At 38.2% G+C, this 11,983-nt stretch carries 11 protein-coding genes; 6 read left to right on the top strand and 5 right to left on the bottom strand.

Annotated elements, in window-relative coordinates:
• The 4 genes from F6K22_RS15160 to F6K22_RS15175 form a co-directional block, all read left to right on the top strand.
• Positions 1 to 180 (top strand): hypothetical protein (locus F6K22_RS15160; RefSeq protein ID WP_293099116.1); only part of this gene is annotated, 180 nt, incomplete at its 5' end.
• A gap of 1,058 nt (positions 181 to 1,238) precedes the next feature.
• Entirely contained in the window at positions 1,239 to 2,018 is a 780-nt protein-coding gene (locus F6K22_RS15165; protein ID WP_293099119.1) for a photosystem II electron transport protein, Sll1252 family, read from the top strand.
• An 855-nt stretch (positions 2,019 to 2,873) separates the two neighbouring features.
• Positions 2,874 to 3,224 carry a hypothetical protein gene (locus F6K22_RS15170; RefSeq protein ID WP_293099121.1) on the top strand — a complete coding sequence of 117 codons (351 nt, stop codon included), beginning with the start codon at positions 2,874 to 2,876 and terminating at the stop codon, positions 3,222 to 3,224.
• A 481-nt stretch (positions 3,225 to 3,705) separates the two neighbouring features.
• Positions 3,706 to 4,098, top strand: a complete 393-nt coding sequence (locus F6K22_RS15175; RefSeq protein WP_293099124.1) for a hypothetical protein — start codon at positions 3,706 to 3,708, stop codon at positions 4,096 to 4,098.
• 317 nt (positions 4,099 to 4,415) lie between these two features.
• Here F6K22_RS15175 and F6K22_RS15180 read toward each other — a convergent pair whose 3' ends face one another.
• The 3 genes from F6K22_RS15180 to F6K22_RS15190 form a co-directional block, all read right to left on the bottom strand.
• A complete protein-coding gene (locus F6K22_RS15180; RefSeq protein ID WP_293099127.1) occupies positions 4,416 to 4,706 on the bottom strand; it encodes a hypothetical protein in 291 nt (96 codons plus the stop codon).
• A gap of 356 nt (positions 4,707 to 5,062) precedes the next feature.
• Complete coding sequence (locus tag F6K22_RS15185; protein WP_293099130.1) at positions 5,063 to 5,725, bottom strand: Uma2 family endonuclease; 663 nt, start codon at positions 5,723 to 5,725, stop codon at positions 5,063 to 5,065.
• Positions 5,726 to 5,781: 56 nt separating this feature from the next.
• Complete coding sequence (locus F6K22_RS15190; RefSeq protein WP_293099133.1) at positions 5,782 to 6,033, bottom strand: Uma2 family endonuclease; 252 nt, start codon at positions 6,031 to 6,033, stop codon at positions 5,782 to 5,784.
• 365 nt (positions 6,034 to 6,398) lie between these two features.
• Here F6K22_RS15190 and F6K22_RS15195 point away from each other — a divergent pair, with 365 nt between their 5' ends.
• On the top strand, positions 6,399 to 7,724 hold the full coding sequence (locus tag F6K22_RS15195) for a hypothetical protein (RefSeq protein WP_293099136.1): 1,326 nt from the start codon (positions 6,399 to 6,401) through the stop codon (positions 7,722 to 7,724).
• Positions 7,725 to 8,039: 315 nt separating this feature from the next.
• Here F6K22_RS15195 and F6K22_RS15200 read toward each other — a convergent pair whose 3' ends face one another.
• Together F6K22_RS15200 and F6K22_RS15205 are read right to left on the bottom strand one after the other, a co-directional pair.
• A complete protein-coding gene (locus F6K22_RS15200; protein WP_293099139.1) occupies positions 8,040 to 8,654 on the bottom strand; it encodes a hypothetical protein in 615 nt (204 codons plus the stop codon).
• Positions 8,655 to 8,871: 217 nt separating this feature from the next.
• Positions 8,872 to 9,051 carry a hypothetical protein gene (locus F6K22_RS15205; protein ID WP_293099142.1) on the bottom strand — a complete coding sequence of 60 codons (180 nt, stop codon included), beginning with the start codon at positions 9,049 to 9,051 and terminating at the stop codon, positions 8,872 to 8,874.
• A 225-nt stretch (positions 9,052 to 9,276) separates the two neighbouring features.
• On the opposite strand from F6K22_RS15205, the gene F6K22_RS15210 reads away from it, so the two are divergent.
• The gene (locus tag F6K22_RS15210) at positions 9,277 to 11,658 is read left to right on the top strand and encodes a VIT domain-containing protein (protein ID WP_293099145.1); all 2,382 of its coding nucleotides are present in this window, start codon (positions 9,277 to 9,279) and stop codon (positions 11,656 to 11,658) included.
• Positions 11,659 to 11,983 lie beyond the last annotated feature (325 nt).

Raw genomic sequence — 11,983 nt, forward strand, 5'->3', positions numbered from 1 at the left:
GCAGACATTAACCCAGGAGGGCGCGCTATGAGAGTCCTCAGCATTTGCCATGATCATCCCGAATTCACTCCGGCAGGCACCGAAATATTCGCCAAGGCTATCGCAGAAGGTCTAAATTCGTCTCCTGGTGATCTCGGTATGTATCTTATCGTAACCGCCTCAACGCAGGTAAGTATTTAGTTGTTATTCGGGGTTCGGAAGCTTTGACTCGTCTGGCAACTCGTACTTTATATCAGTTTAAACCGGAGAATATTCAAGGATATACTGCACCGGAAAGTTAGGAGATTTTTTAGGAGTCAGGAGGAAGTTGGGGAAGTGTAAGATGAGATATGGCAACATGACCTTTATGAATGTCATTGCAAGGGGGGATTGAGAAAACAATTATTTAGGTATTCAATAATTACCCCCCGTAGCAATCTGTTATATAGAAACCGTTCTGCTGAACTTACCCAAACTTACCCAAACTGATGTTTGAGCTTTGGAGACAAGCTTCCTGCTTCAATGAAGACCACTGCCCCATGGGCTGTAACTTATCTTCAAGAGCAGGCTTAAAATCGGTGGGAACTCCACCTAATAATTTAAGTATGACATAAGCTTTGCCATTTACAACTAAAAATTTGCCAAAAAAGTAAGTTTAAGTATATTTAAGTAATATTTCAGCTTCTGTTTTTACCCCTAAGGGTATCTCCGCAAAGGTGAGGGTTTTTGCCAAAGGAGACAGGGGATTGAGAAATAAAATAGGGGAAAAAAGTAGAAAAATGCTCCAATCTCCCCATTTCCCCATCTCCCCACACGGACCACATGGACCACACGGACCACACAGACCACACTTACCAAACTCCCAATCATAGATCCCAAATGGGTTCTATAACAGTATCTGTGAGATTGCTTTGGCTAACTTCAGGCTTGATCCTGGAAATTAACTTGTTTGATCGTCGCCTCGCAATGACAATGTGAGATTTATAACTTTAACTTCTAAGATGATAGCTGGTTGATAAATTAAATGTAAAACTACTAGCTTTTTTATCTATGAATGTCATTGCGAGGGGGGATGGGAAAGTAGATATTTTAGTTTATTTAATCATTACCCCCCGTGGGAATCTTTAGCATCACAGTATATGTGAGATTGCTTCGGCTAACTTCAGGCTTTCTCCTGGGAATTAACTTGTTTGATCGCCGCCTCGCAATGACAATGTGAGATTTATAACTTCGCCCTTTTTACCTTAATAATAATAATTATGTTACCAAAAGAAGAACTTCTCAAAGGAATCGAAAATCGCGAAACTATTACCAGAATAATAGACTTAGCTGAACAAGCTATTAAAACTTGGGAAATTACTCAGAGTGATTTTTTATCTCCACCAGAAATATTTGAAGCAGAAAGAATTTTTCAAAAGTTAACCGAAGTAGAAATAGTTTCATGGGGTGGTTATCCTCAAGCTGAACGAAAAAGATTAGCGATCGCTCGTTCAGATTTACCTATTGATATTTCGAGTGTGGAATTAAAAGCTATTAATATTGAGGGAAATTTTCTGTTTGATACTGCTACTCACCGAGACTTTCTTGGTTCGATGTTAGGTACTGGAATTGTTAGAGAAAAAACGGGAGATATTATTGTTTTGGGAGAACGAGGTGCCCAAGCAATTGTTGTTCCTGAACTGGTGGAATATTTAGAGATGAATCTCCAACAAGTTCGGTCTGTTCCTGTTAAAGTTAAACCCATAGAATTGAGTGATTTAAGAATAAGAGAACCGAAAAAGAAAGAGTTAACAACTGTGGAAGCTTCCATGAGATTAGATGCAGTTGCTTCGGCAGGTTTTGGAATGTCTCGGAGTAAAATGGTTGATTTTATTGCAGGGGGAGATGTGAGAGTTAATTGGAAAGAAATTAGTCAGGCAAGTTATCAAGTTAAGTCTGGAGATTTAATTGCTATTCGAGGTAAAGGGAGGTTAGAAGTAGGGGATGTTGCGATTACAAAAAAAGAACGTTATCGGGTGAATTTGACTCGATATGTTTAAAATTAGGTGGTGGTGCATAGTAATGGTAGAGAAAGTGTGGGAAGTATGGGAAGTATGGGAAGAAATTAAAAAATATATATATTCACCATTACAATGCAGGACAATCAAAAATTATTCAACTGTCTAATGTTGTCATTGCGAGGCGATAATAGAATAAATTAACCTTCTGGGAAAAGCAGATTTTCAGCCGAAGCAATCTCATAATTTGACTCGGAAAGATTGGCACGGAGAGTAATGACTGAGTAAACCAATATAACTGTAGGGACGTTGCATCCAACGTCCGTAGTGTATGCAACATTCCTACTCAATAAAATGTAGAAAAGTTTTTCAGGTAAGGGTATTACCGAATAATTAACAATTATTAATTATTAATTAAATAATTCAGCTTACTCTGCCTCCCCTTTCAAGGGGAAAAGCGGTCGTTTGCGGAGCATTCCGTCAGGATGGGATGGCGAGGTTTCCCGCTCTTGCAGAGCCGCGAACGCTTTTCATGTCGGCGACAGCCGAAACGCCATATCCAATCTCCCCTTGAGAGAAGAAATAATGTTTCCTTATACTCAATTCCCGAGCGGTTTTAACCAGAGGTAATTATCAATTATCCATTATCCATTAATGAATGGGTCGCTCCACCGCTCAAAATCTGTTTGGCTAATCGAAAGATTTGAGAACAAACTCCCCAATTCATCTAGTTAAACATTTCAACTTCGATTTCCTGCCAAGATTAATTTGGCGTTTTGGCATTTCCCATCTCACAAGTGGTGTTGCAGATGTTGGTAAAAAATGCCAATGTGGCATTTAATTTCCTGTTGTGTCTGTCATACTCACTCCATTGTAGTTTTTTATCGAATAAATCTTATGCTGAACCAGAACACCAATAAATCTCCCAAAAAACTTTGGAAAACTCCCTCACCAAGCAAACCAAGCCTGAGTAGACCCAACCTCCAATTCGCAGACCTGGAAGCCAACACTCTAGAGGAGCTGTCCATCAAGGAGCTATCATTTGTCTCCGGCGGCGGCAAAACTATCAATCTGAATACAACATTTAAATTAACTGTGGATCAACTTAACTTGAACTTGGCACCTGATGGGTCAATCAAACCATCAATTAAAATTAATCTTGCCCCTCTTCCCCATGGTGAACCGCTGACCCATGCCTCTTTCCTCTGCGCCTCTACTCCCACTACTTTTACTTCAATCACTTTCTAGAATATCCCTCCTGGGAGCCTATCACACTAGGTGGTTTTATGCTAAGCAGCATGACTAAAGACTTTTGACTAAAAAGTGATTAAAACAATGAAGAGAGGGGAATTTTCTCCTCTGTGCTTTTCAACAGCGATACCTGGCACGCAGAGAAGTCAGAAGTTAGAAGTCAGAACTCAGAAGTATTCCTGAAGTCAGAGCCAGCAGAAGTTTTGAAGTTGCAAAGCATCTCAAAAGGAAAATAAGGTTACTGGGTCGCACCACGGCTCAAAATCTGTTTGGCTAATCGCAGGATTTGAGAACAAACTCTCCAATCAATGCAATAAACATTTCAACTCGGATTTCCTGCCAAGATTAATTTGGCGTTTTGGTATTTCTAATCTCACAAGTGGTGTTCCAGATGTTGGTAAAAGATGCCAATGTGGCATTTAATTTCCTGTTGTGTCTGTCATACTAACTCTTATTGGTTTTTGATCGAATAAATCTTATGGCGAACCAGAACCGCAAAAAATCTCCCAAGAAACTTTGGAAAACTCCCTCACCAAGCAAACCAAGCCTGAGTAGACCCAACCAAATCCAATTCGCAGACCTGGAAGCCAACACCCTCGAGGAGCTGTCCATCAAGGAGCTATCATTTGTCTCCGGTGGTGATGGTGGCTTTGACCTGCAAATTACGCCGAAGTTCTCACTGCAGCGATCTGAATTTAATTTAACTGCGGATCTAACAATTGATCCTTTATTCAGCTCTTTTATTAATTTAAACCCTCCTGATCCTGGATCCGGGGTTACGACTGGGGCCTATTTCCCCGGTGGTGTTTTTACTTCAATCACTGTCCCAATGACTTTAGAGCGCTTTTTACAGCCCTTTTCAGATTGGTAAACCACATCGTCATAATCAAAACCCTGTAGGGGCGAATGGCCATTCGCCCCTACTGTGGTCTACTGAAATGAAAACCGCTGTAAGTTGATGAACCACATCTTCACAACCAAAACCTAGTAGGGACTAACCATGGTTAGTCCCTACTGTGGTCTACTGAAATGAAAACCGCTGTAGAAGATCCCTCCTGGGAGCCTATCACACTAGGTGGTTTTATGCTAGGCAGCATAAAGAAATACGCTCAGACTAAAAAGTGATTAAAACAATTAAAACAATGAAGAGAGGAAAATTTTATCCTCTTTATAGCTGCTTGGGATTTTCTAAAGCACAAGTGTAGGTTTGGTTGAGAGACCGAAACCCAACAACAATTTAGGTGAAAACCATAAGTATATGTTGGGTGGCGCGATCGCTTCACCCAACCTACTAGACTGTTCCTCCAAAACTACATCTTCATAAAGTACGTCAATCGGAAAATTCAGCTCTACAGAAGTTAAATTTATCTCATCTTTTTCTCCGTAATTAGTCAGAATGTAGGTTGGGTTGACGGACTGAAACCCAACAACAATAGACCACTCCGAATAGGTATATGTTGGGTGGCGCGATCGCTTCACCCAACCTACTAGACTGTTCCTCCAAAACTACATCTTCATAAAGTACGTCAATCGGAAAATTCAGCTCTACAGAAGTTAAATTTATCTCATCTTTTTCTCCGTAATTAGTCAGAATGTAGGTTGGGTTGACGGACTGAAACCCAACAACAATAGACCACTCCGAAAAAGAGGGAGTAGGGGCGATTTCCTACGGAATGCTCCTAATTACGCGAATCGCCAGTACGGGAGTAGGGGGGAAAGAATAATTGATTTTATTTTTGATTATCACGCCTATGTCTAATAGATATTTCCCACTTGTTAGGTGAAAACCATAGGTATCTGTTGGGTGGCGCTGTCGCTTCACCCAAGGTACTAGACTATTCCTCCAAAACCACATCTTCATAAAGCATTTTAATCGGAAAACTCAGCTCTAAAGAAGTTAAATTTACCTCATCTTTTTCTCCGTAATTAGTCAGAATGTAGGTTGGGTTGAGGGACCGAAACCCAACAACAATAGATATTTCCCACTTGTTAGGTGAAAACCATAAGTATCTGTTGGGTGGCGCGATCGCTTCACCCAACCTACTAGACTGTTCCTCCAAAACTACATCTTCATAAAGTACGTCAATCAGAAAATTCAGCTCTACAGAAGTTAAATTTACCTCATCTTTTTCTCCGTAATTAGAAAGTTCCCAAATGCCATTTTGATTAAGTCGAAAACATTCAACCATCATCTGTTGTGCATCAATCAAAACATATTCTTTCATAGTATAAATACGACGATAATTTTGAAACTTTTTACCGCGTTCAATTGCTTGAGTACCTGGATACAAAACTTCAGCAATTAAGCAAGGATAATAAATAATTTTACTTGCGCCTCTATCTTGTTCCTTGCAAGTAATATCATGTCTGGTTGAATAGTTATAATTAAAGCTTGTAGTAGGGCTTGAGCAATATCTATAATTCAGGGCTAGAGCAATACTACAAACAAAAATTTTTTGTTTCGCTTTCCTACGGAAACAATCACGCAAACGCGACATGAAACAGGTCAGCAGAACGGAGTTCTATCACTCATTATCCGGACATGATATAACTATTACATCAGGATAATAAAAAAGTCCGCCTTCAAAAACTCCAAGTTTAGCATCTGCCATTGATATTTCACTTTACCCCACAGATGATTTTTTAAGACCGTAATTAAATTAACCGCAATGTAATTATGAGGAATAGTTCCTCCAGTCATATCAAAAACTTGACCGTTAATATATTCATATTTAATCATTTGTTTTTCCTGCCATTCCAGATATTGTTGAGAGGTAATTAGTTTGTTTTTAGATTGGGCAGTCATTAGGTATATCTTCGAGTAAATTCGTAATTAATTTATTACTAAAGAAACATGATTTAAACCTAGTTATTTCCTGATAAATCATATTCTCTTAAATGCTTACAATAATAAAAAAGTATTGACACTTTGTAGGTTGGGTTGACAAAGGAAACCCAACAATAAGTTATATATGTTGAGTTGTACCTTAACGCAATCTACTAGACTGACATAGCTAAAAAGTTCATGATTGTAGGGTGCATTAGAGGGTTAAAATTTAAGCTATCAGAATTGTTTCAAAATCGGTCATAACAAACCATTGCACTGTTTTAGATGTGTTGCTCCACTGATTATCCGAGTATAATATAAGTAATAAATCTAGAGGTAAAGATATGCCACGTTTATATGACCGAGCCTATAAAATATTAGAGGTAGAAGTTGACAAATGTGCCAAGGAAGATTTGGTTGGGGAAGTGGGAAAAAGTATAGTAATGAAAAGATTGGATAAGTTACGATTCCAATCCGGAGAACCCCTAAAAGAAGAAGAGTTAAGTTATTTAGTAAAAGACCAATTTCCTAATTTTAGTGAGACAGTTATTCAGAAAGCAGCTAAAGTAAATAAACCATCTGGAATGTTGAGTAAAATTGCTTGGATACCTGCTGCATTAGTGGGAATGGCAGGGATAGTTTGGGTAGCAAATTTACCCTATCCAATGATTCGTAAACCTGTGGCGAGAGTAGCACCAATAATTTTGATTCCTAGTTATATAAATATGGATTATAACTATCGAGAGGCGATCGCTAATGTTGAACAAGCAGACCAATTAATTAATAAGGCAACTTCTAGTGCAGATATTAATTTTGGTGCGGAGAAAGTTGCTTTGGCACAAAAACATCTTGATGAATTGCCTGTTTGGTTTTTAGGTTATTATCCTGAAAGATACTGTACTTTTTTTAGTTGTTCTTGGAAATTTACATTAGATGAATTTGAAACAGCGAGAAAACAGATAGGGCGAATGGAAGCGAAGGTATTTCAAGAAAAAAATGCTCAAACATTATTGACGGAGGCGGAACAAACAATTGCCACAGCTAAACAACAATATCTCGAAGCTGGAACCTCAACAGAAAAAAATGAGGCGATCGCTAACTGGCAAACTGGAATAGATAAGTTAGCACAAATTCCACCTACTACTGTTGCGGCAAAAATGGCAAAACCACAGTTAGCAGCAACTAAGCGAGATTTTCAAGCAGAGGTGGGTTTAGCTAATGGTAGTAAACGCAGTGATGTGATAATTGAAGCAGCGAGACAATTTGTTTTGCAAGCAGGCAAAATTTCTGAAGATGAACCTTATCCAGAACAGAAATTGCAACTAGCGGTGAGTTTATGGGAACAAGCAATTAGTAAATTACAGAAAATTTCTGTAGATAACCCTAGCTATGTAGCAGCACAAACTAAATTGGCAGAATATCAGGTAAAACTCAGTGAAGCTAAAATGCGTTTACAAGCAGAAAGGGAGTCAGGAACAGCTTTTAAGCGGGGTAAAGATTTAATTGCAGATTGGCAAAAATATGCTGTTGATAATTCTAATCAAGGTTTACTTGCTAGTAAGTTACAGGAAATTATTAATCAGTTAGAGAATGTCAAACCAGGAACAACTTATTATCAAGAAGCTCAAGAATTATTGAAATTTGCTAAGAATAAACAGAACAGTTTGTAAGTTGAAATGGCAAACAGGGATTTTGTCGCGGATGCAGGGATAAACTTTTTATTAGGTAGGGGATGTTTGGAAATCGTCTACCTAATTTTTTTATATTATAGTAGTTTTCATTAATATAGAGTACAGAGATTTGGGTTTAAAGGAAGAAGAAAGAAGGAAAAAGTTTTGTAGTCTACCCTTGTGAAAACTGCTATATACTACTAATATATGAAATAATATATCAAACAATTTTCCGATCAATCTGGAGGTAATTATGTCAGATTGACATACTCTATGTAGCGCTTTACATAAGTCCTGTACAAGACTGTTGGTTTATTAAACATCTTCTGGATTGAGGGGACGAAGAGTACATCCCATACTTCCTTGATGTGGTCCACCACAACCTTTGATAGCGAAATAACCTCTAATATATAATGCACCTCTATTATAAAACATATTAGCATCTTTTGGAGAGTTAGACCTATCAATTGAAAACCCAACTCCCTCACACTTGAGTGGTGAAGGTTCTTCATTGGTTTCTAACTCTTCAAAACAGTTTTCCCAAAGGTGGAAATAATCAACTCTAAAACCATCACGACTAATACTTCTTTCATTGATACCATTAGGAATATAAAATGCATTTATGAAAACTTTTTCTCCTTGATTTTCAAATATAAAATTTGTAAAATCCTTACTTTTCTGATAATTTCCGATTTCTCCTTCAAATCTCGGTATTTTAGGTTCAGGATTAATATTAACTTGGGTTTGTCCTGAAGCATTTATTACTTGTGTATTTTCTATATTGGCGTTAGTTTCTCCTGAACCACCTATTACTTGTATACCTTCTGTGTTGGTGTTTCTGGAAGTTGTTTCAGTGTGAGTAAAAGAATAAGCAGCAAATATAAGTCCAATAATTGAGGCAATTGAGCCCCAAAAAGATATTTTTTGCATTTTCACAAATTAAAAATAAAGTAATAAGATTTAGATGCTTCTACTCCCAACTAATTCCTAAAATAGGAAGATTTTATTTCTCTCGAATTTCTTTAAACACCATAAAATTAAAATTTTCTTAGGTAGAGTTGATGAATTAGTTATTTTTGTAGAAATTGATTCTATTTAGACTGCAGTCACTGCAATCATTGCAATCACTGCTGTCCTGAACCATTTATTACTTTTCTTTTGTATTTTCTATATTGGCGTTAGTTTCTCCTGAACCAGCTATTACTTGTATACCTTCTGTATTGGTGTTTCTATAAGTTGTTTCAGTATGAGTAAAAGAATAAGCAGCAAACACAAGTCCAATAATCGAGGCAATTGAGCCCCAAAAAGATATTTTTTGCATTTTCATAAATTAAAAATTCAGTAATAAGATTTAGATGTTTCTACTCCCAGCCAATCCCCAAAACAGGAATATTTTATTTCTATCGAATTTCTTTTCAAGACCTTTCCCCCTACATTTTTAAGCTAACCATAATGATACACAATTCTTAACAGACAATTCTTAAATACTTGTGCTACAAGAGAAGTTAACGTATTACAAAACAAATTAATTTCTTTAGGAACATACAAACTTATGCCTACAAATACACCAACTCTCGCAGGATTATACGTTTTCTCCTCAGAGGAGAAACTGACTTTTCCTCTGAAACACACTGAAGTTAAAGCCAAAATAGCGGGCAACCTATCCCGCGTCGAAGTAACTCAAAAATTTGAGAACCCATTCACCGAACCCCTAGAAGCAACTTACGTTTTCCCACTGCCAGACGAAGCTGCCGTCGATGAAATGGAAATAAAAATAGGCGATCGCCTGATTAAAGGCAATATCAAAAAACGGGAAGAAGCAAAACAAATTTACCAAAAAGCTAAACAAGAAGGTCGCACTGCTGGACTACTCGAACAAGAGCGCGACAATATTTTCACTCAATCTCTTGCCAATATTAAACCAGGGGAACAAATAGATGTAATTATTCGCTACACAGACTCCCTGAAGTTTGAAGGTGGGGATTATGAATTTGTGTTTCCGATGGTAGTCGGACCTCGTTATATTCCTGGAACTCCTATAGATGGAAGTGGCGATACAGACCAAGTTCCGGATGCTAGTAAAATTACCCCACCAATAGTTCCTCCGGCGACTCGTTCGGGACATGATATTGGTGTGACTGTAGAAATAGATGGCGGGATGCCAATTTTTCAAGTTCATTCCACATCTCACCAAATTCAGAAATCTGAACAGGGAGAAATTGTTACAGTCAAATTAGCGAATGAAGATACTATCCCCAATAAAGACCTCATTCTCCGTTATCAAGTTGCTGGCAATAATACCAAAACAACAGTATTAACTCAAGCAGACGAACGTGGCGGACATTTTGCCCTTTATCTAATTCCAGCTTTACAGTATCGCCAGGATGAAATTGTACCCAAAGATGTTGTTTTCCTAATGGATACTTCCGGTTCCCAACGAGGAGAACCAATACGCAAATGCCAGGAATTAATGCGCCGTTTTATTCACGGACTTAACCCCAACGATACTTTCACAATTATCGACTTTGCCAATACAGCCACAAAATTATCAGAAACACCCTTATCCAATACACCTAAAAATATTGCCACTGCAATTAATTATATTAATCAATTAGATGCAAATGGTGGTACTCAAATGCTCAATGGTATCCGGGAAGTTTTAAATTTTCCATCCCCATCTGCGGGAAGACTGCGGAGTATTGTGATGTTGACTGATGGTTATATTGGTAATGAAAAAGCAGTATTGGCAGAAGTGCAAGACAAACTCCAACCGGGTAACCGACTTTATAGTTTTGGCGTTGGTAGTTCGGTGAACCGATATTTGATTAACCGTTTAGCAGAAATTGGGCGGGGTATTGCTAGGGTGGTGCGACAGGATGAACCGACTCAGGAGGTAGCAGAGAAATTTTTCCAGCAAATTAATAATCCTGTATTGACTCAAATTGAGATTAACTGGAATGGTAAGGGTGAATCGCCAGAAATTTATCCAGTGGCAATTCCAGATTTATTTGCACAACAACCTTTAGTTTTGTTTGGTCGGAAACAGGATATTGTGGCAGGTGAGTTGCAAGTTAATGGTATTGCTGGGGGAGGAGAAATTTATCAGCAGACTTTTCCGATTAATTTTGCTAAAGGTGGCAATGTGGCAGTTGCTCAACTTTGGGGAAGGCAAAAAATTAAACATTTGACGAATCAGATGTTTGATTATGATAAAAAGTCGATGGTAGATAAAGTGACGGAGACCGCTTTGAGTTATCAATTGTTATCTGAATATACGGCGTTTGTAGCAGTTAGTGAAGAGGTGCGAGTTAAACCTGGCAGTAAGAGCATTTCGATGGAAGTTCCTGTGGAAATGGCAGAAGGAGTAAGTTATGAGGGAATTTTTGGTGCAGCAGTTGCACAAAATACATCAGAATTTCTGGCACCTAGTAGTGCGCAACTGAAATCTATGAGAGTAGAATCATCTGCAAGTATGATGCGACTAGCTGCACCTGAAGCCACAAATCGGATGTATTCAGAAAAGACAAGAGCGTTTTCAGGTGGAAGTATGATGCGACGAGCTGCACCTCAACCCACAAATCGGATGGAGGCAAAAAAGACTTCAAAGGTGAAAAGGTTGAAACACAAATCAAGCTTTGTAAATCTAACTGATACTCTCTTACAAATTATTCAGGTAAAAGGATTGGATGTAGCAGGGCAAGAAAATCTGCAACAGCATCTACAAAATGTGAATATACCACCAAATATTAATGGTGAAATAGTTTTGGAGTTAGAGGTGAAAGACTCTCGCGTACTCCGAGTAATTGTAGATGATGAAGTTTCTACATTGAAGGATAAAAAAGTAGTAGAAGAAATTAAGCGATCGCTACTAAAATGGCTAGTTCCCTCTGGTGCAGCAGAGAAGATTTTAATTACAATAAAAGCTAGTTCGTAATAGCAAGTGGGAAACGGTAGGGTGTGTGACGGCATCCTCTTGAAGTCAGAAGTTTGAAGTCAGAACTCAGAAGTTAAATTCTTGTTGTGACTAATCTTTTGGATGGTGAGTAATTTATATCGAACGCTCGATATATTTTATTCGATTCTGGGAGAAAAACGGAAAACTGAATGTGTGACATCCTGCTTTTTTGTCTCTGTTGTCATTGCGAGCGATAGCGTTTGCGGAGCATTCCGAAGGAAAGCAATCTCTAGGTATCTGGGATTGCTTCGTTCCACTCCGTTCCACTCGCAATGACTAGACGGTAATTAACTCGAAAAGCATA

This window comes from Okeania sp. SIO2F4, from assembly GCF_010672385.1.
Classification (GTDB): Bacteria; Cyanobacteriota; Cyanobacteriia; order Cyanobacteriales; family Microcoleaceae; genus Trichodesmium.

Coding starts and splice junctions, on each gene's coding strand:
- F6K22_RS15165 (WP_293099119.1), top strand. CDS start 1,239: ATGTTACCAAAAGAAGAACTTCTCAAAGGAATCGAAAATCGCGAAACT.
- F6K22_RS15170 (WP_293099121.1), top strand. CDS start 2,874: ATGCTGAACCAGAACACCAATAAATCTCCCAAAAAACTTTGGAAAACT.
- F6K22_RS15175 (WP_293099124.1), top strand. CDS start 3,706: ATGGCGAACCAGAACCGCAAAAAATCTCCCAAGAAACTTTGGAAAACT.
- F6K22_RS15185 (WP_293099130.1), bottom strand. CDS start 5,725: ATGTCGCGTTTGCGTGATTGTTTCCGTAGGAAAGCGAAACAAAAAATT.
- F6K22_RS15190 (WP_293099133.1), bottom strand. CDS start 6,033: ATGACTGCCCAATCTAAAAACAAACTAATTACCTCTCAACAATATCTG.
- F6K22_RS15195 (WP_293099136.1), top strand. CDS start 6,399: ATGCCACGTTTATATGACCGAGCCTATAAAATATTAGAGGTAGAAGTT.
- F6K22_RS15200 (WP_293099139.1), bottom strand. CDS start 8,654: ATGCAAAAAATATCTTTTTGGGGCTCAATTGCCTCAATTATTGGACTT.
- F6K22_RS15205 (WP_293099142.1), bottom strand. CDS start 9,051: ATGAAAATGCAAAAAATATCTTTTTGGGGCTCAATTGCCTCGATTATT.
- F6K22_RS15210 (WP_293099145.1), top strand. CDS start 9,277: ATGCCTACAAATACACCAACTCTCGCAGGATTATACGTTTTCTCCTCA.